General features: G+C 64.7%; 15 protein-coding genes and 1 riboswitch. Of the genes, 11 read left to right on the forward strand and 4 right to left on the reverse strand.

What is annotated here, in order from left to right:
- The first annotated feature begins 296 nt into the window (after positions 1 to 296).
- From acs to AC5ZG5_RS26700, 3 genes are all read left to right on the forward strand, one after another.
- Positions 297 to 2249, forward strand: a complete 1953-nt coding sequence (acs, locus tag AC5ZG5_RS26690) for an acetate--CoA ligase (protein WP_456644701.1) — start codon at positions 297 to 299, stop codon at positions 2247 to 2249.
- Positions 2250 to 2270: 21 nt separating this feature from the next.
- Positions 2271 to 2663 (forward strand): Kazal-type serine protease inhibitor family protein, encoded by a 393-nt coding sequence (locus AC5ZG5_RS26695; RefSeq protein WP_456644700.1) that lies wholly within the window; start codon positions 2271 to 2273, stop codon positions 2661 to 2663.
- A gap of 274 nt (positions 2664 to 2937) precedes the next feature.
- Entirely contained in the window at positions 2938 to 3468 is a 531-nt protein-coding gene (locus AC5ZG5_RS26700) for a L,D-transpeptidase (RefSeq protein WP_456644699.1), read from the forward strand.
- A gap of 51 nt (positions 3469 to 3519) precedes the next feature.
- Here AC5ZG5_RS26700 and AC5ZG5_RS26705 read toward each other — a convergent pair whose 3' ends face one another.
- On the reverse strand, positions 3520 to 4029 hold the full coding sequence (locus AC5ZG5_RS26705; protein WP_456644746.1) for a thermonuclease family protein: 510 nt from the start codon (positions 4027 to 4029) through the stop codon (positions 3520 to 3522).
- Between the two features lie 216 nt (positions 4030 to 4245).
- Positions 4246 to 4443, reverse strand: coding sequence for a DUF1674 domain-containing protein (locus AC5ZG5_RS26710; protein ID WP_028165213.1), 198 nt, complete (start codon positions 4441 to 4443; stop codon positions 4246 to 4248).
- Between the two features lie 196 nt (positions 4444 to 4639).
- On the opposite strand from AC5ZG5_RS26710, the gene AC5ZG5_RS26715 reads away from it, so the two are divergent.
- From AC5ZG5_RS26715 to purH, 3 genes are all read left to right on the forward strand, one after another.
- Complete coding sequence (locus AC5ZG5_RS26715; protein ID WP_456644698.1) at positions 4640 to 5986, forward strand: RsmB/NOP family class I SAM-dependent RNA methyltransferase; 1347 nt, start codon at positions 4640 to 4642, stop codon at positions 5984 to 5986.
- Between the two features lie 190 nt (positions 5987 to 6176).
- Entirely contained in the window at positions 6177 to 7931 is a 1755-nt protein-coding gene (locus AC5ZG5_RS26720; RefSeq protein WP_130226293.1) for a heparinase II/III family protein, read from the forward strand.
- Positions 7932 to 7990: 59 nt separating this feature from the next.
- Positions 7991 to 8072: riboswitch (ZMP/ZTP riboswitch) on the forward strand.
- 23 nt (positions 8073 to 8095) lie between these two features.
- Positions 8096 to 9688, forward strand: a complete 1593-nt coding sequence (purH, locus tag AC5ZG5_RS26725; protein ID WP_456644697.1) for a bifunctional phosphoribosylaminoimidazolecarboxamide formyltransferase/IMP cyclohydrolase — start codon at positions 8096 to 8098, stop codon at positions 9686 to 9688.
- 182 nt (positions 9689 to 9870) lie between these two features.
- Here the strand turns inward: purH and AC5ZG5_RS26730 are convergent, their stop codons facing one another.
- On the reverse strand, positions 9871 to 11256 hold the full coding sequence (locus tag AC5ZG5_RS26730) for an MFS transporter (protein WP_456644696.1): 1386 nt from the start codon (positions 11254 to 11256) through the stop codon (positions 9871 to 9873).
- 219 nt (positions 11257 to 11475) lie between these two features.
- Between AC5ZG5_RS26730 and ggt the strand changes: the two genes are divergently transcribed.
- The 4 genes from ggt (at position 11476) to AC5ZG5_RS26750 (ending at position 17267) form a co-directional block, all read left to right on the forward strand.
- Positions 11476 to 13122, forward strand: a complete 1647-nt coding sequence (ggt, locus tag AC5ZG5_RS26735) for a gamma-glutamyltransferase (protein WP_456644745.1) — start codon at positions 11476 to 11478, stop codon at positions 13120 to 13122.
- Positions 13123 to 13461: 339 nt separating this feature from the next.
- A complete protein-coding gene (locus tag AC5ZG5_RS26740) occupies positions 13462 to 14760 on the forward strand; it encodes an MFS transporter (protein WP_456644695.1) in 1299 nt (432 codons plus the stop codon).
- A gap of 19 nt (positions 14761 to 14779) precedes the next feature.
- Positions 14780 to 15676 (forward strand): SDR family oxidoreductase, encoded by an 897-nt coding sequence (locus AC5ZG5_RS26745; RefSeq protein ID WP_130226298.1) that lies wholly within the window; start codon positions 14780 to 14782, stop codon positions 15674 to 15676.
- A gap of 202 nt (positions 15677 to 15878) precedes the next feature.
- Positions 15879 to 17267, forward strand: a complete 1389-nt coding sequence (locus AC5ZG5_RS26750; RefSeq protein WP_456644694.1) for a serine hydrolase domain-containing protein — start codon at positions 15879 to 15881, stop codon at positions 17265 to 17267.
- A gap of 146 nt (positions 17268 to 17413) precedes the next feature.
- Here AC5ZG5_RS26750 and AC5ZG5_RS26755 read toward each other — a convergent pair whose 3' ends face one another.
- Positions 17414 to 18079, reverse strand: coding sequence for a glutathione S-transferase (locus AC5ZG5_RS26755; protein WP_130226300.1), 666 nt, complete (start codon positions 18077 to 18079; stop codon positions 17414 to 17416).
- Positions 18080 to 18238: 159 nt separating this feature from the next.
- On the opposite strand from AC5ZG5_RS26755, the gene AC5ZG5_RS26760 reads away from it, so the two are divergent.
- A complete protein-coding gene (locus AC5ZG5_RS26760) occupies positions 18239 to 18820 on the forward strand; it encodes a DUF2239 family protein (RefSeq protein ID WP_456644744.1) in 582 nt (193 codons plus the stop codon).
- Positions 18821 to 19029 lie beyond the last annotated feature (209 nt).

Raw genomic sequence — 19029 nt, forward strand, 5'->3', positions numbered from 1 at the left:
ATGGCTTGGTTCCGGAGGCTGTTGGCCTCGGGAACGCCATTTAGGGGGTTACTCCGGCTTTTGCGAGTCGCGAATCAGTCATTAACGGTTCCTAAATACCGTTCATGGCCGCCATTCGCGCGATAACGTTGATTTTGACCTCGCTCAAAACGCGATTTTGATCGATCCCCCCAACTGGAGGTCCAAGACACCAGCGCTTGTCCGGGTATTGTCCGGCGACGCATAATCACCGTAACCATGAAGATGGCCCGCAACACCGGGATCACGCGGGCCGGATGTCGAGTGGAGGGAATGTGATGTCCGAGAAGATTTATGACGTCTCAGCCGATTGGGCCAAACGCGCCTATATCGACGACGCCAAATACCAGGAGATGTATGCGCGCTCGGTTTCCGACCCCAACGGCTTCTGGGCCGAGCACGGCAAGCGCATCGGCTGGATCAAGCCGTACTCCAAGGTCGAGAACGTCTCCTTCGCGCCCGGCAACATCTCGATCAAATGGTTCGAGGACGGCGTGCTCAACGTCGCCTGGAACTGCATCGACCGCCATCTCGAAACCCGCGGCGACCAGACCGCGATCATCTGGGAGGGCGACGACCCCTCGAAGTCGAAGCACATCACCTATCGCGAGCTGCACGACGAAGTCTGCCGGATGGCCAACATCCTGCGCAACCGCAACGTCGGCAAGGGCGACCGCGTCACCATCTATTTGCCGATGATCCCCGAGGCCGCCTATGCGATGCTGGCCTGTGCGCGGATCGGCGCGATTCATTCGGTGGTGTTCGCGGGCTTCTCGCCCGACAGCCTCGCCCAGCGTATCAGCGACTGCAAATCCAAGATCGTCATCACCGCCGACGAGGGATTGCGCGGCGGCAGGAAGGTGCCGCTGAAGGCCAATGTCGACGCGGCGCTGGCCAAGACCGAGGGCGTCGACTGGGTCGTCGTGGTCAAGCACACCGGTGCTGCCGTCGACATGAGTCCGACCCGCGACTTCTGGTACCACGAGGCGGCCGAGATGGTGACGACGGACTGCCCGTGCGAGCCGATGCACGCGGAAGATCCGCTGTTCATCCTCTATACGTCAGGCTCGACCGGCCAGCCCAAGGGTGTGCTGCACACCTCCGGCGGCTATCTCGTGTTCGCGTCGATGACGCATCAATATGTGTTCGACTATCACGACGGCGACATCTACTGGTGCACCGCCGACGTCGGCTGGGTCACCGGCCACACCTACATCCTCTACGGTCCGCTTGCCAACGGCGCGACCACGCTGATGTTCGAGGGCGTACCGAACTATCCGGACAATTCCCGCTTCTGGAACGTCATCGACAAGCACAAGGTCAACATCTTCTACACCGCGCCGACCGCGATCCGCGCGCTGATGCAGGGTGGCGACGAGCCCGTCAAGAAGACGTCGCGCAAGAGCCTGAAGCTGCTCGGCTCGGTCGGCGAGCCGATCAATCCGGAAGCCTGGGAATGGTACTACCGCGTGGTCGGCGACAGCCGCTGCCCGATCGTCGACACCTGGTGGCAGACCGAGACCGGCGGCATCCTGATCACCCCGCTGCCCGGCGCCACCAAGCTCAAGCCGGGCTCGGCGACACGGCCATTCTTCGGCGTGGTGCCTGAGATCGTCGATGCCGAAGGCAAGGTGCTGGAGGGCGAGGCGACCGGCAATCTATGCCTGATCCGTTCCTGGCCCGGCCAGATGCGCACCGTCTATGGCGACCACGCCCGTTTCGAGCAGACCTATTTCTCGACCTACAAGGGCAAGTATTTCACCGGCGACGGCTGCCGGCGCGACGCCGACGGCTTTTACTGGATCACCGGCCGCGTCGACGACGTCATCAACGTCTCCGGCCACCGCATGGGCACCGCCGAGGTCGAGAGCTCGCTGGTGGCGCATGCGGCGGTGTCGGAAGCCGCCGTGGTCGGCTATCCCCATGACATCAAGGGCCAGGGCATCTACGCCTATGTCACGCTGATGGCGGGCACCGAGCCGAGCGAGGAGTTGCGCAAGGAGCTGGTTGCCTGGGTGCGCAAGGACATCGGTCCGATCGCCTCGCCCGACTTGATCCAGTTCGCGCCGGGCCTGCCCAAGACCCGCTCCGGCAAGATCATGCGCCGCATCCTGCGCAAGATCGCCGAGGACGAACCGTCAAGCCTCGGCGATACCTCGACGCTGGCCGATCCCGCGGTGGTTGATGATCTCGTCAAGAACCGGCAGAACAAGAAGGGCGCCGCGGTTTAACACCGCGGCAGGGGGGAGTTCATGGGGTTGCACTTTGGTCGTCTTGCCGCCGCGGCGCTGATCGCCGCGGCCGGTCTCATGATCGGCATGCCGAGCTTGCGCGCGGCGAATCTCGACGATGCCTGCGGGGGGCCGGAGAAGATCACCTGCAACTCGGCGCTGTTCTGTCGCAAGGAGGCCGGACAGTGCGGGGTCGCGGATGCCAAGGGCACCTGCGAAAAAGCCCCGGCTTTTTGCATCCGGATTCACCGGCCGGTTTGCGGTTGCAACGGCAAGACCTATCCGAACGAGTGCGAAGCGCGGCACGTCAAGGTCGCGGTCGATTATGCCGGCCCTTGCAAGAAGGCACCGGGTGCCGCCGAGCCGAAGCCGGAGAAGTCGCCCGCGACCAAGAAGAAAAAATCGAGCAAGTAGGCGCGATCGACATCTTCCAATCCTCACGCGATTGTCACGCGTCCGCAGCGGGAGCGGCACGTTTGCCGCCGCAGGTTGTGTCGTTTGCGGGTCATTTACTTTATTTGCAACTTTTCCGCTCTTCCGCCCGACGCGAACCGCCCCCCGCGCGACATAAGAAAACAGCCGGTTAACACACACGGTCAAGAATGCCGGGTGCGAACGGCAGGCCGGAGCCTGACCGGCAGCGCGATATCTGAGATCCCGCAAAGGGCGGCTGGATGTGGAGAGTTTCATGTCGATGAGGATCGCGGTGGCCATGGCTGCCACCTTTGGGCTGGGCGTATTTGCGCTGGCCGCATTGATGCCGACAGCCGCCGAAGCGCGGCCGGAAATGGTCGATATGCATGACGACCATTATTCTCCGGGCACGATCGTGGTGAGGACCGGCGAGCGGCGCCTCTATCTGGTTCTCGATTACGGTCACGCCATGCGTTATCCGGTCGGCGTCGGCAAGGCCGGCAAGCAGTGGGCCGGCACCACGCAGATCGACGGCAAATACCGCTATCCGGCCTGGTCGCCGCCCGCCGAAGTCAAGCGCGACAAGCCCCACATGCCCGACGTGATTCCCGGCGGCTCGCCGCGCAATCCGATGGGCGTTGCGGCGATGACGCTCGCCGGCGGCGAATATGCGATCCATGGCACCAACGTGCCGGGCTCGGTCGGCGGCTTCGTCTCCTATGGTTGCATCCGCATGCTGAACGATGACATCACCGACCTCTACTCTCGCGTCCCCGTCGGCGCCACCGTGGTCGTCACGCACTGAACCGATCGAAGCACGCGAATTAACAAGACCTGCGCTGTCGCGCGGCTTTCTTCATTCCCAGAAGCGCCGGCTCCTCGCGCACCAGCCAAGGCGATGGCCGCCATTGTAGCTGCGCGCATGGCCTGCCGCGAGCAGTGCCGCCGACACGTTGTCCGTACGCCTGGTCGCGACGTTGGCGACGACGCGCCCCGGATATTTGTCGGGACCGATATTGTAGATCACGACGCCGCCCTGGCTGAGAAGATTGCGCAAGGCATCGGTCGCAGCCTCGGCCCTTTCCAATTCTTCCTGGCATGATGCCTTCAACTCCGGCGCATCGATGCCGCGCAAGCGGACATGGGTCATGAGATCGCGTCCCTGCTCCAGATGCACGCGCGCCTCGAACGTGTCGCCGTCGATCGTCCTGACGACGTCGACAGTGCGGCGGACATCTGGAGTGCCGCCGCGCTGCCAGATCGCATCGGCATCCTGCACGCGGCTACTGCCCCAATGCGGAAGCTGCCAAGGCACCCATTGCCGGATTGGAAGCATGGTGCCGAGCGCAATACCGATCACGAACACCCATGGCAAAGCAGCCGAGAACCGACGGCCAAATGGAGCGCGGCGAAATGATCGCCGATATGGATTGATTCGCTCGTCGGGAGGCATCGCCCCACGCTAGAGCATGATCCGGAAAAGTGGAAACCGGTTTTCCGTCGCGACAAACGCGAAGCGTTTGCGTGGGAAGATCATGCCCAAACAAGATCGAGCCCGGTGAGGTGAGAAGAGACGGCTGCGTCAGAAATCCGACGCGATGCCCTTGCTCTCCCAATCGCCGTAGCGTGTCGGTTCCGGTCCCTTTGGTCCCTGAACCTCCTTCTGCATCGGCGTTGCGTTTGCCGCCGCGGCCTTCCGTCGCGCTTCGGCTTCGGCAAGCGCGCGCTGCGCGGCTGGCGTCAGCGGCTTGCGTTCCGGCGGTGATCCATTGTCGGCCATGCTACGATTTTCCTGCAACTTTCCTGCAACAGATTTTTATATCGCGGATGACCACAAACCTTTGGCATCACGATCAAGAAATCGGAAGACCGATTCTTAGATTTGGCTTATTCGCATGCCAGAGCTGTGGCCTCTTCCCCATGATGGCATGAGCCGAGGCGCTATCCGCTTTCCCTGACTGAGATATTTCCGCTCCATGCCCCCTTCAAGATTTGCAGCGTCGATCGAAGTGCCCGGCCTTGCGGCGCGAAGGATCGCAGCCGACATTCTGGACGGCGTTCTGCACAAGCATCGCACGCTCGATGACCAGCTCGATGGCACTGGCGCCCATCCCGGCCTCAAGACGCTTGCCGATCGCGACCGCGCGCTGATGCGCCGATTGGTGTCGACGATCCTGCGCCGGCTCGGAACCCTCGGCCATCTGCTGTCGCGCCTGCTCGACCGCGGCATCCCGACCGATGCGCCGCGTGCGCAGAGCGCGCTTTTGATCGGCGCCGCGCAGATCCTCTGGATGGACGTGCCCGATCATGCCGCGGTCGATCTGTCGGTGCGACTCGTGCAATCGGACCGGCGCGCCGCCAAATATGCAGGCCTCGTCAATGCCGTGCTGCGCCGCTGCGCCCGCGAGGGCCATGCGCTGGTCGACGAGGTCAGGACCCAGACGCTGGATCTCCCGCACTGGTTGTTTGCGCGCTGGGCCGCCCATTACGGCGAAGCCACCGCGCGCGAAATGGCGCTTGCCATCGCCAATGAGCCCTCGCTCGACCTCACGGTGAAATCCGACCCCGCGCAATGGGCGAGCCGGCTGCACGGCGAGATGCTGCCGACGGGAACCGTGCGCACGCTGTTGCACGGCTCGGTGACCATGCTGCCGGGCTTTCCGGAAGGGCAATGGTGGGTGCAGGACGCCGCCGCGGCACTTCCGGCGCGGCTGTTCGGCGACATCAAAGGCAAGCGAATCGCCGATCTCTGCGCCGCGCCCGGCGGCAAGACGGCGCAGCTCGCCTATGCCGGCGCACAGGTGACTGCCGTCGATCGCTCGCCGGCGCGGATGGCACGGCTGCGCGACAACCTTGCGCGACTTTCGCTTTCGGCGGAATGCATCGTCGCCGACGCCATCGAGTGGCCGGGCGAGGCGGACGGCTTCGACGGCATCCTGCTCGACGCGCCCTGCACCTCGACCGGCACCATCCGCCGCCACCCCGATGTGGCCTGGCTGCGGCAGGAGGCCGAGATCGCGACGCTGGCCGCCCTGCAGAGACGGCTGCTGCAAAAGGCGGTCACGCTGCTCAAGTCAGGCGGAACACTGGTCTATTGCACCTGTTCGCTGGAGCCGGAGGAGGGCGAGCAACCCATTGCGGCGCTCCTGGGCAGCGAATCAGGGCTGCGCCGCGCGCCGATCACCCCAAGCGAGGTCGCCGGCATCTCCGAGCTCCTCACCGCCGACGGCGACTTGCGCACACTGCCCTGCCAACTGCCCCATGCCGATGCGAGGCTCGGCGGATTGGACGGATTCTACGCCGCGCGACTGGTTAAATCCTGATTTCATTGCATTTTCGCCATCGCCGGAGCCCGATCTTCGCGCCAATGGTTTGCGGTTGGCGCGAAGAAAACCGGTGCGCCCTTGTTCGGATCGCGCTGCACCTGATTCGTGCCGTTTCAAGATGGTGTCTTGGCGGCGTTTCCGGATTAAAAGGATTCGCCAGAATCCCTTCTCCCTTCAAAGGTTAGGCGTGTCCGTCGCCCAACGCAGACGCATCTCGACGCTGATCGCTGGCCGCTTCGCGCGCAGCGTGGCCGCGCGCGCCAGCGGCGGAACCGTCGCGCTCTCGCGATTGTGGCCCGGCCGCAGCGACCGCCTGATCATCGCCCCGCACGACCTGCGTACGGCGGATGCCACCCGCGCCGCGGAAATCTATGCCGGCCGCTTCGTGTTCGCCGGCAAGATCGTGACCTGCCACGGCCGTTCGATCTTCGACCTCGAGCCGCCATCGGAGGATTGGGAGGCGGCCCTGCTCGGCTTCGGCTGGCTGCGCCATCTGCGCGTCGCCGATACCGCGCTGACCCGGGCCAACGCGCGTTCCCTGATCGACGACTGGATGTCGAACGCGTCGCGCAAGCGGCCGCTGGAGCGGCGCGCCGACGTGCGGGCGCGCCGTGTCATCTCGCTGTTGTCGCAGGCGCCGCTGGTGCTCAGCGATACCGACGGCAAATTCTACCGGAAATATCTGCGCGGGCTGGGACGCGAGATCCGCCATTTGCGCTACGGCATGGTCGATGCCGCCGATGGCGTGCCGCGGCTGCAGGTCCTGATCGCGCTGTGCTACGCCTCGCTCTGCCTTGCCAACCAGGCCCGCCACGTCCGCTCGGCGACGCGACGTCTGTCCGACGAATTGCAACGGCAGATCCTGCCCGATGGCGGCCACATCTCGCGCAATCCCGGCGCGCTGGTCGAACTGCTCAGCGATATGCTCCCGCTGCGCCAGACCTTCGCCGCTCGCAACATCGCCCCGCCGCCGGCGCTGCTCAACGCCATCGACCGCATGATGCCGATGCTGCGCTTCTTCCGCCATGGCGATGGCAGCTTCGCGCTGTTCAACGGCATGAGCACCGCGCCGTCCGACCTCGTCGCGACACTCTTGGCCTATGACGACGCCCACGGCGCACCGATGGCGAGCATGCCGCATACCGGCTATCAGCGGCTCGACGCCGGCAACATGACCGTGATCATCGACACCGGCCCGCCGCCGCCGCCCAGCATCAGCCAGGATGCCCATGCCGGATGTCTGTCGTTCGAGCTTTCATCCGGACCGAGCCGGATCGTCGTCAATTGCGGCATGCCTGCCACCGGTCGCGACAATTGGCGGCCGTTCGCGCGCTCGACGGCGGCGCATTCGACACTGACCTATCACGACACCTCATCCTGCCAGTTCGTCGAGATGTCGGCGATGAAGCGCCTGCTCAAGGGCGCGCCGATCACCAGCGGCCCGAGCAATGTCGAGAGCTATCGCGAGGCAACCGGCAATGGCGATGTCCTGACGACCTCGCATGACGGCTATCTCTCGCGCTTCGGCGTCATCCACCACCGCGTGCTGATGGCGGCGCAGGACGGCTCGCGGCTCGACGGCGAGGACACGGTGTCGCCGCCATCAGGCGGCCGCATCAAGGGCCACGACAGCGAATACGCGCTGCGATTTCACCTGCACCCGTCGGTGAAGGCGAGCCGGCTTTCGGATGCCCGCGGCGTCATGCTGGTCTTGCCGAACCGCGACGTCTGGACCTTCGAGGCGGTCGACGACAAGGTCGATCTCGAGGACAGCGTGTTCCTCGCCGGCAATGACGGCCCGCGCCGCACCTCCCAGATCGTGATCCGGCAGGATGCAAGGCAGGTCTCCACCATCCGCTGGAGTTTCGTCCGCTCGAGCACTTCGGCGTCGGTCACCAATGCGCGCCGCAATGCACGACGGGAGCCGGAACTTCCGCTTTAGACGGACTCCGTCCAGACCTATTGGGCCGTTGTGAAGATCGTCGAAAGCTGCTAACGAGCACTCGCTCGCGCGACTGGCGACCTTGGATGGAGCACCATCGGGAAGCGCGGGATATATCTGCCGCGCGCCTGGGCATAGGTACTCCCTAACAGAGGATCTTGCCCATGACTGACACGACCCGCCGCGTCACCCGCGCCCTCCTTTCCGTTTCCGACAAGACCGGCCTGATCGAGTTCGCCCGCGCGCTCGCCGTCCATGGCGTCGAGCTCGTCTCCACCGGCGGCACCGCGAAAGCGATTGCCGGCGCCGGCCTCAAGGTGAAGGACGTTTCCGACCTCACCGGCTTCCCCGAGATGATGGACGGCCGGGTCAAGACCTTGCATCCCAAGGTGCATGGCGGCCTGCTCGCGATCCGCGACAACAAGGAGCATGCGGCGGCCATGCAGGCCCACGGCATCGCGCCGATCGACCTGCTCGTCGTCAATCTCTATCCGTTCGAGGCCACCGTCGAGAAGGGCGCCGATTTCGAAGAGTGCATCGAGAATATCGACATCGGGGGTCCCGCGATGATCCGCGCCGCGGCGAAGAATCATGACGACGTCGCCGTGATCGTCGAAGCGCAAGACTACCAGGCGGTGCTCGACGAGCTCGCGGCCAACAAGGGCGCGACCACGCTTGCGCTTCGCCGCCGCCTCGCCGCCAAGGCCTATGCCCGCACCGCGGCCTATGACGCCGCGATCTCGAACTGGTTCGCGAAGGAGCTCAACACCGAGGCGCCGGATTTCCGCGCCTTCGGCGGCAAGCTGATCCAGAAGCTGCGCTATGGCGAGAACCCGCACCAGAGCGCGGCGTTCTACGCGACGCCGGAGAAGCGCCCGGGCGTCGCCACCGCGCGGCAGGTGCAGGGCAAGGAGCTGTCCTACAACAATATCAACGACACCGACGCGGCCTATGAATGCATCGGCGAGTTCGATGCCAAGCGCACCGCCGCCTGCGTCATCGTCAAGCACGCCAATCCTTGCGGCGTCGCTGAAGGCGCCGATCTCGTCAGCGCCTATCGCAAGGCATTGGCCTGCGATTCGACGTCCGCCTTCGGCGGCATCGTCGCCGTCAACCGCACGCTCGATGCGGACGCCGCGCGCGCGATCACCGAGATCTTCACCGAGGTCATCATCGCGCCCGACGCGACCGACGAGGCGATCAAGATCGTTGCGGCAAAGAAGAATCTCCGTCTTCTGCTCGCCGGAGGCCTGCCCGACCCACGCTCGGTGGGCCTCACCGCCAAGACCGTCGCCGGCGGGCTGTTGGTGCAGAGCCGCGACAATGCGGTGATCGACGACATGGCGCTGAAAGTCGTGACCAAGCGCGCGCCGTCGGATGCCGAGCTGCGCGATCTCCAATTCGCCTTCCGCGTTGCAAAGCACGTGAAGTCGAACACCATCATCTACGCCAAGGACCTCGCCACCGTCGGCATCGGCGCCGGCCAGATGAGCCGGGTCGATTCGGCCCGCATCGCCGCGCGCAAGGCGCAGGACGCCGCCGCCGAATTGAAGCTCGCCGAGCCGTTGACCAGGGGCTCGGTCGTCGCCTCCGATGCGTTCTTCCCGTTTGCCGACGGCATGCTCGCCTGCATCGAGGCCGGCGCCACCGCGGTGATCCAGCCCGGCGGCTCCATGCGCGACGACGAAGTGATCAAGGCCGCCGACGAGCACGGCATCGCCATGGTCTTCACCGGCGTGCGGCATTTCCGGCATTGAGCCGGGATCACGCTCCGCACCATCCGCGCTACCCGCCGTCGTCCCGGCCTTGAGCCGAACCTCACCCGTCATTGCGAGCGCAGCGAAGCAATCCACGTCTCCGCAAGTGGCGCGATGGATTGCTTCGCTTACGCTCGCAATGACGACTTCGTCGTCCCGGCTCAAGGCCGGGACGACGGGAGTTAATCCCGCACCCGCAATATCAGCGCCAGCCCCCCAAGGAAGAACAGCACCAGCACCGCCATGCCGGCCTTCTGGCTCGCGGTTGCTGCGGTGATGGCGCCGATCAGGAGCGGGCCCATGAACGACGTCACCTTCCCCGTCAGCGCGAACAATCCGAAATATTGCGCGATTCGATCCCTCGGCGCGAGCTGGATGAGAAGCGTGCGCGAAGCCGCCTGCAACGGCCCGCCGGCGGCGCCGATCAGACAGCCAAGCACGAGATAGGCGCGCTCGGCCGCGCCAGCGAACAGCGCACCGCCCGGCTCGGGCGGCGCGACCGGCACGAACAGGATCGAATCCTTGTCGACCAAAAGAATCGCTGCGATCGAGAACAAGAGGATGACCAGGCTGCCCACGATCACGCGCTTCGGCCCCAGGAGATCGTCGAGCTTGCCGCCTAGCCAGGCGCCGAACACGCCGGCGATTGCGAGGATGATGCCGAACGTGCCGATCTGGATCGTGCGCCAGCCGAAGGTGCCGGCGGCGTAGATGCCGCCGAACGCGAACAACGACACCAGCCCGTCGGCATAGATCATGTTGGCGAGCAGGAACGTCGCCACCGATTTCCGCCTTGGCAATTCGCCGATCGTTTGCCTCAGTTCGCGCAAGCCCTCGCGCAGCGCCTGCCGCACCGGCCGCTTCGCCGGATAGTCCGGTGTGAACAGAAACAGCGGCGTCACGAACAGGATGAACCACAGCCCCGTCAACGGCCCGGTGATGCGATCGCCCGCATGCGTGGCGGGATCGAGCCCGAACAGCGGCTTGAAGCCGAACAGCGTGCGCCCGCTGTCGGGGCTCGCCGCGAGGAAGCCGAGCACCAAAAACAGGCTAAGCACGCCGCCGACATAGCCGGTAGCCCAGCCCGTTCCTGACAGCCGCCCGATCCGGTTCGGCGGCACCAAGGTCGGCATCATCGCATTGTTGAAGACGGTGGCGAATTCCGCGCCGACAGAGGCGAGCGCATAGGCGAACAGAAGCTGCGGGATGATGCTGGCATCGCCGGGCCGGCCGATCCACATCAGGGAGGAACCGAGCACGAGCAGCGCGCCGAAGCCCGCGATCCACGGCTTGCGCCGGCCGCTCGCATCCGCAATGGCGCCGAGCACCGGCGACATCAGCGCAATCGCAAGTCCCGCTGCCGCGGTGGCAAAGCCCCACATCGCCTGTCCGCTCGCCGGATCGGGCGCGACGAAACCTGCAAAATAGGGCGCGAAGACGAAGGTCGTGATCAGCGTGAAATAAGGCTGCGCGGCCCAGTCGAAAAAGATCCAGCTCACGACGGCGGCACGGCCTGGATATCCCTTCGGCAACTCCGCGTTGCCTGCCTCGCTGATTGCCATGTCCATGCGAAAATCGTCCTGCCCCAATCACGAACAGGCGCTTTGCCTGTCGGCTTCAAATCCATATAGCATGCGGCCCCGACGCGAGCGCTTCACTTCGGCTCCAACCGCGGCGAAATATTGATGACAACTTCCTCAAATGGTTGGCGCAGGATTGTCGCGACTGTCGTGCTCGTGGTCTTCACGATCATGCCGGCGGCCGCGCAGGAACAGCGCCGCTTCTACATGCCACCGGCTGCCGACACCATGCGGGGCATTGCCGCCGAACATGGCATGGTGGTGGCGCAGGAAAAGCTGGCAGCGCGCGTCGGCGCCGACATCATGCGCCAGGGCGGCAATGCCGTCGATGCGGCAGTCGCGACCGGCTTTGCCATGGCGGTGACCTATCCGCGCGCCGGTAATATCGGCGGCGGCGGTTTCATGGTGATCCACCTTGCCGACCGCAACGAGGATGTCGCGATCGACTATCGCGAGACCGCTCCCAGCGCCATCACCCGCGACATCTTCCTCAATGCCGAGGGCAAGCCCGATCCCGACAAGTCGCGCAATTCCGCGCTCGGCATCGGCGTGCCCGGCACCGTTGCCGGTCTCGCGCTGGCGCTGGAGAAATATGGCTCGGGGAAATTCACGCTGGCGCAGATCGTCAAACCCGCGATCGATCTGGCGCGCGACGGACTTCCCGTTGCTGACGATATCGCGGACACGCTGCCGGACATGTATCGCCGCATGTCGCGCTGGCCGAACTCGGCCAGGACGTTCTCCCGCGTCGATGGCTCGCCGCTGCACGAGGGCGACACGCTGATCCAGAGCGATCTTGCGGCCACGCTCACCGCAATCGCCGAACAGGGTCCGCGCGGTTTCTACGAAGGGCCGGTCGCGGAAAAGCTCGTCAAGGCTATCAGCGATGCCGGCGGCATCATGGCGCTGGACGATCTGAAATCCTATCAGCCCGTGATTCGCACGCCGGTGCGCGGCACCTATCGGGGATATGACATCGTCTCGATGCCGCTGCCTTCCTCTGGTGGCATCGTGCTGCTGGAGATACTGAACATCCTCGAGGGTTTCCAGATGTCCGACATGAAGCAGGGCTCCGCCTCCTCGCTCCATGTCATGATCGAAGCGATGAAGCGCGCCTATGCCGATCGCGCCCGCTATCTCGGCGATCCCGCTTTCATCAACGCGCCGACACTCGCTTTGCTCGACAAGGATTATGCCGCCAAGCAGCGTGCCACCATCGACCTTGCCCGCGCCACGCCCTGGGCCGAAGCGGCAGCAGTGCCGCCGCAACGCGAAGGCTCCAACACCACGCATTATTCCGTGGTCGACGCCAGCGGCAATGCGGTCAGCAACACCTATACGCTGAACTTCCCCTATGGCGTCGGTCTCGTCGCGGAGGGCACCGGCGTGCTGCTCAACAATGAGCTCGACGATTTCACCGCCGCGCCCGGCGCCTCGAATGCATTCGGCCTGGTCGGCTTCGAGGCCAATCTGCCCGGTCCGGGAAAACGGCCGTTATCGTCGATGTCGCCGACCATCGTGCTGAGGAACGGCAAGCCAGTGCTGGTGACCGGAACACCCGGTGGCAGCCGCATCATCTCGGCCGTGACGCAGGTGATCGTCGATGTCATCGACTATAAAATGGATATCGCCGCCGCCGTCGCCGCTCCGCGCGTGCATCATCAATGGCTGCCGGATGAAGTGCGGATCGAGAAGGGATTTCCCGATGACGTGCTGGCCGAGCTCAGAACCAAAGGCCACAAGCTGGTCGAGCCGCTCGGCTATTCCTCCGCCAACTCGATCCTGCTGACATCGAACGGCCCGCTCGGCGCCCCCGATCCCCGCACCCGCGGCGCCGAAGCGGCGGGGTATTGACGGAGGCGGTTGGCTAAAGCGTAGGGTGGGCAAAGCGCAGCGTGCCCACCACCAAGACCCTTCCAGTTGATGTGCCCTCTCCCCTTGTGGGAGAGGGCTGTTCCGATCTAGCCACGAATTCGCTTCGGTGAGGGGCCTCTCTCCACCAACGCCCGCGCCTGCGGAGACAACCCCTCATCCGTCGCGCATTGCATGCGCGCCACCTTCTCCCACAAGGGGAGAAGGGAAGGCCGCCGACCCTACATCTTTTTACGGAACCATCGCGATAAATTTAACTTTCCCGCAAACCGGCCGCATGCAATAGCGCCAATCAAGAAGAAACTCGCGGAGACCTCGAACATGACGATATCGGAGCCATCGAAGACGGTGGAAGTCGCCGAAATCCACGACACGAGCCTGCTCGCCTTCTACCGCGACATGAACCTGCAGGAGCGGCGCACCTTCTGGGCCTGCGCCTCGGGTTGGGCGCTCGACGGCATGGATTTCATGATCTATCCGCTGGTGATCGGCACTATCATCACGCTGTGGAAGGTCGATCCCGGCACCGCGGGCCTTGCGGGAACGGTGACGCTGCTCTCGTCGGCCATCGGCGGCTGGCTCGGCGGCTATCTCGCCGACCGCATCGGCCGCGTCAGGACGTTGCAGCTCACCATTCTCTGGTTCTCGTTCTTCTCGCTGGTCTGCGCGGTCGCGCAGAACTTCGATCAGCTCCTGATCGCGCGGGCAGTTCTGGGCCTCGGCTTCGGTGGCGAATGGGCGGCGGGCGCAGTGCTGATGGGCGAAGCGATCCGGCCGCAATATCGTGGGCGCGCGGTCGGCTCGGTGCAATCGGGCTGGGCCGTCGGCTGGGGTCTTGCGGTGCTCGCGCAGGCGATCCTGTTCTCGATCCTGCCGGCGGAAATCGCATGGCGCTGGATGTTCGTGATCGGCGCGCTGCCGGCGCTCCTGGTGTTCTATCTGCGCCGCTACGTCACCGAGCCCGAGATCGCCGCTGCCACGCGCCAAAAGCAGCAGGCCGCGGGCGACCGGCCGTCGCTGTGGGAGATCTTCCACGGACCGATCCTGAAGACGACCATCCTGGCGTCGTTGGCGGCGACCGGCTGCCAAGGCGGCTACTACGCCATCACCTTCTGGGTACCGCGCTTCCTCACCACCGAGCGGCACCTTTCGGTGGTCACCTCGACCGGTTATCTCGCCGCGCTGATCATCGGCTCGTTCATCGGCTATCTTGTCGGCGCCTGGCTCGCCGATCGTATCGGCCGTCGGAACCTGTTCCTGACCTTCTCGCTCGGCGCCATCGCCGTCGTGCTGGTCTATACGCAAGTGGAGATCAGCAACGAATTGCTGTGGGTGCTGGGCTTTCCGCTCGGCTTCTTCGCGTCAGGCTATTTCTCCGGCATGGGCGCGTTCCTGACCGAGCTCTATCCGACGCGGCTGCGCGGCTCCGGACAGGGCTTCTGCTATAATTTTGGCCGCGGCATCGGCGCGCTGTTCCCGTTTCTCGTCGGCGCGCTCTCGACCACGACCTCGCTCGCCAACGCGATCGCGATTTTCGCGGTCGCCGCTTACGCTGTATTCTTCCTGGCCGCCTACGCGCTGCCGGAGACGCGCGGACGGGTGTTGCATGCTGAGGGATAAATAACACGGGAGGGTTCGGATGACATCGCTCAAGGGCAAGACACTGTTCATCACCGGTGCGAGCCGCGGCATCGGGCTCGCGATGGCGCTACGGGCGGCACGCGATGGCGCCAATATCGCGATCGCCGCCAAGACCACCGAGCCGCATCCGAAACTCAAGGGCACGATCTATACCGCCGCAGACGAGATCCGCGCCGCCGGCGGCAAGGCGCTGCCTGTTATCTGCGATATCAGGGACGAGGCGCAGGTGATCACGGCGATCGACAAGACGGTCGGGGAATTCGGCGGCATCGACATCTGCGTCAACAATGCCAGCGCGATCGGCCTGACCACCTCGCAGGCCACCGACATGAAGCGGTTCGACCTGATGATGGGCATTAACACGCGCGGCACCTTCATGGTGTCGAAATACTGCATCCCACATTTGAAGAAAGCGGCGAACCCGCACATTTTGATGCTGTCGCCGCCGCTCGATATGAAGACAAAGTGGTTCGAGAACTCGACCGCCTACACGATGGCGAAATACGGCATGAGCATGTGCGTGCTGGGGCTGTCGGGCGAATTGCGATCGGCTGGTGTCGCCGTCAACGCGCTATGGCCGCGTACGACGATCGCGACCGCCGCGGTCGGCAATCTCCTCGGCGGCGACGCCATGATGCGCGCCAGCCGCACGCCCGAGATCATGGGCGATGCCGCGCATGTCATCCTGACCAAACCGGCACGCGAATTCACCGGGCAGTTCTGCATTGACGACAAGGTGCTCTATGACAGCGGCGTGCGCGATTTCGAGCGCTACCGCGTCGATCCGTCGCGGCCGCTGATGTCCGACTTCTTCGTGCCCGACGACGACGTGCCGCCGCCCGGCGTCACCGTTCAGCCGCTGCCCTCCGTTGGCGAAGCGCAGAAGTCGCGGTAAGACTCAACGACACGATCGCGGGGCTCTCCCTCCCTCTCCCCGTTCTTCACGGAGAGAGGGTCGGGGTGAGGGGCTGCCTCCGCAAATTCTGTAAGAGATGAGCTCGCGGAGACCCCCCTCACCCGGATTGCATCTGGCGATGCAATCCGACCTCTCCCCGCAAGCGGGGCGAGGTAAGATCAGCTTCAGCGCGGAGGAATTTGTGGGCTGGCAGAAATGGATCGCGGCAGCAATCGCGTTCGCCGCCGCGGTGGCGGTTGCCGCCTACTTCCGTCCCGATCGGGCCGTTCGTGTCGCGACGGGCGTGGTCGCACACAATGTGTGTTCCAAAGTGTTCGTCTCTGGCCTCGATCCGGAGACGGTGTTTTCGGAAACAATCGATCGGGCCGGCATCCGCAGACTGCGTCCGCTGCTCCGCTTTGCGCTCGACCGCACCGGCAAGACCGTCGATGCGTCGGTTGTGGGATGGCTGACAAGCCGCGCCGCCTTTCACGACGGCCTCGGTTGCGTGCTGCTGCACGGTAGAAAAGCGCCTTATGTGCTCAAGAGCGATATCGACGCGCTGAAGGTGGCGAAAGCGCCGCCGCTGCTTGAGGAGATCGGGGGCCCTGAACCTGTCGAGCCTTCGGACCCAGCGCTAGAAGCGGCACTCGATCATGCCTTCGAGGAGCCGTCGGAACCGCCACTCCGGCGCACCAAGGCGGTGGTGGTCGTCCATAACGGCAAGATCATCGCCGAGCGCTATGCCGAGGGCATCAGTGTCGACACACCGCTGCTTGGTTTTTCCCTGACCAAGTCGGTGATCAATGCGCTGATCGGAATCCTGACGCAACAAGGCGTGGTCACGCCGTCGATGCCGGCGCCGATTCCGGAATGGCGCGGCAGGAATGATCCGCGTCGCGAGATCGAGGTCGAGCACCTCATGCGCATGACCTCAGGGCTGGCGCTGGACGAGACCAATTCGGGCTTCGATCCCTCAAGCCAGATGGTCTACCTGCGCAACGACATGGCGGGCTTTGCAGTGAAGGCACCGCTGATGGCGCCGCCCGGCACTCGCTGGCATTATTCGAGCCCCTCGACGCAACTGTTGGCGCGGATCATCCGCGATGCCGTCGGCGGGCCCGAGCAAACGCTCGCCTTTGCCTGGCGCGAATTGTTCAACCCGCTCGGCATGCGCAGCGTTACGTTGGAATTCGACGGCAGCGGCACGCTGCAGGGCACTGCCTACATGCTGGCGAGCGCCCGGGACTGGGCCCGCTTCGGGCTGCTCTACCTCAATGACGGCGTGGTCGGCGGCAAGCGGTTGTTGCACGAGGACTGGGTGGACTTTTCCGCCGCCCCAACCCTGAAGACCGACTATGGCGCGGGCTTCTGGACCAACCGCGGCGAACACCGGAATGCCAAGGCCCGCGTCGCGCTCGGCATTCCCCGCGACGCCTTCTTTGCCTCTGGTGATCTCGGCCAGCGCATCGTCATCATGCCGACGCAGCACCTCGTCGTTGTCCGCCTCGGCAACAGCGTTGATCGGACCGGCGACATGCGCGGATTGGCGCGGCTGGTGAAAGAGGTGATCGCGGCGGTGGGGCAGTGAGACTCCCTCGCCCCGCTCTTGCGGGGAGAGGGTCGGGGTGAGGGGCTGCCTCCGCGAATTCGATGGACAGGAGTGTGCGGTGAGTCCCCTCACCCGGCGCTGCGCGCCGACCTCTCCCCGCAAGAGCGGGGAGAGGTGAGCCACATCTACCGTCCGACCTGATACGGCCCGCCCTTCTCCAGCGCGCGGGCGTAGGCCGGGCGCGCGTGAATGCGTTCGAGGAAGGCCATGCACTTCCGGTGCCCCTCCTCCAGCCCGGCGCGCGCGGAAGCTGCTTCCAGCGGAAAGCTCATCTGGATATCGGCGGCGCTGAACTCATTGCCTGCGAACCACTCGCTCTTGCCGAGCTCCGCCTCCCAGAACGCCATGTGCTGCTTGAGCTGCGGATTGACCAGCGCCGTCAGCACCTGGTTGGAGACCTTGCGCACGAGCGGGCGCAGCAAGGAGGGCGCGCGTTTCGGCATTGTCGTGAACAGCAGTTTCAACAGCAGCGGCGGCATCGCCGAGCCTTCGGCATAATGCAGCCAATAGGTGTAACGCAGCCGTTCCGGTGTCTCGGCCGCCGGGATCAGGCGTCCCTGGCCATAGGCGCCGAGGATGTATTCGACGATCGCGCCCGATTCCGCGATCGTGTTGCCCTTGTCGGTGATGACCGGCGACTTGCCGAGCGGATGGACGACCAGAAGCTCCTTCGGCGCGCGCATGTCCGGCTGGCGCTGATAGCGCACGATCTCATAGGGCACGCCGAGCTCTTCGAGCAGCCACAGCACCCGTTGCGAGCGCGAATTGTTGAGGTGATGAACGGTCAGCACGGCGTCCCCCGAAATTCGAAAAACTTACCGGGCGTTCCGTATCAGGCAATCGCCAGATTCGCGATTGGCCGAGCGGCCAAATTATTTACCCGGGTGATATTGACACCTGAATTATACCCGGGCATAAATTGCTGAACACAGATTAACCAGATGTCTCAGATGAATCAGACCTTTACAGCTTTCGAAGGCCAGCGGCGCCTCGCCGCCGGGCCCCTGCCGGAAGTCGCGCTGGCGATCAAACGGGCCGGCCAGAGCGCCGAGCCGATTGCGATCTTCTGCGACGGGACCGGACGCGCCCTCGATCTGGACCTTCGCGGCAGCGATGACGAGATCCTGGCACGGCTGCCACCATCGGCTCCGCCAGGTGAAGCGCCGGAGCTGGCGCCGAGCGAGCCGCGTGGCCGCGGCCGGCCGAAACTCGGCGTGGTCGCGCGCGAGGTGACGCTGTTGCCGCGCCATTGGGAATGGCTCAACGCGCAGCCCGGCGGCGCCTCGGTCGCGCTCCGCAAGCTCGTCGACGAAGCCCGGCGCAGCAGCGGCGACCGCGACCGTCAGCGCGCCGCGCGCGATGCCGCCTATCATTTCATGTCGGCGATGGCTGGCAACCTGCCGAAATTCGAGGAGGCCTCGCGCGCCCTGTTCGCCGACGACCGCCGCCGCTTTGTCAGCGAGATCGCCGACTGGCCGCCGGACATTCGCGACCACGTCGTCAAGCTCGCCTACAGCGACCGCGCGGATTAGCGCGTGGAACTAAGCCACAACGGAGGTGCACCCCCTCTGCCGCTTGCGGGAGAGGGTTGGGGTGAGGCTGTCTCCGCGGCGGGATTCTTTAGGTGGTGAGAACCCTCACCCGGATCGCATCTAACGATGCGATCCGACCTCCCCCGCAAGCGGGGGAGGTGAACTCGCGGCACGACTGATTCAATCAACGACCTATCACATTTCAACAG

The organism is Bradyrhizobium sp. Ses1 (assembly GCF_059512365.1).

Excerpts from the sequence above, each read along its gene's own strand:
- acs (WP_456644701.1), top strand. The coding sequence starts at position 297 with ATGTCCGAGAAGATTTATGACGTCTCAGCCGATTGGGCCAAACGCGCC.
- AC5ZG5_RS26695 (WP_456644700.1), top strand. The coding sequence starts at position 2,271 with ATGGGGTTGCACTTTGGTCGTCTTGCCGCCGCGGCGCTGATCGCCGCG.
- AC5ZG5_RS26700 (WP_456644699.1), top strand. The coding sequence starts at position 2,938 with ATGTCGATGAGGATCGCGGTGGCCATGGCTGCCACCTTTGGGCTGGGC.
- AC5ZG5_RS26710 (WP_028165213.1), bottom strand. The coding sequence starts at position 4,443 with ATGGCCGACAATGGATCACCGCCGGAACGCAAGCCGCTGACGCCAGCC.
- AC5ZG5_RS26715 (WP_456644698.1), top strand. The coding sequence starts at position 4,640 with ATGCCCCCTTCAAGATTTGCAGCGTCGATCGAAGTGCCCGGCCTTGCG.
- purH (WP_456644697.1), top strand. The coding sequence starts at position 8,096 with ATGACTGACACGACCCGCCGCGTCACCCGCGCCCTCCTTTCCGTTTCC.
- AC5ZG5_RS26730 (WP_456644696.1), bottom strand. The coding sequence starts at position 11,256 with ATGGACATGGCAATCAGCGAGGCAGGCAACGCGGAGTTGCCGAAGGGA.
- ggt (WP_456644745.1), top strand. The coding sequence starts at position 11,476 with ATGCCACCGGCTGCCGACACCATGCGGGGCATTGCCGCCGAACATGGC.
- AC5ZG5_RS26740 (WP_456644695.1), top strand. The coding sequence starts at position 13,462 with ATGACGATATCGGAGCCATCGAAGACGGTGGAAGTCGCCGAAATCCAC.
- AC5ZG5_RS26745 (WP_130226298.1), top strand. The coding sequence starts at position 14,780 with ATGACATCGCTCAAGGGCAAGACACTGTTCATCACCGGTGCGAGCCGC.
- AC5ZG5_RS26760 (WP_456644744.1), top strand. The coding sequence starts at position 18,239 with ATGAATCAGACCTTTACAGCTTTCGAAGGCCAGCGGCGCCTCGCCGCC.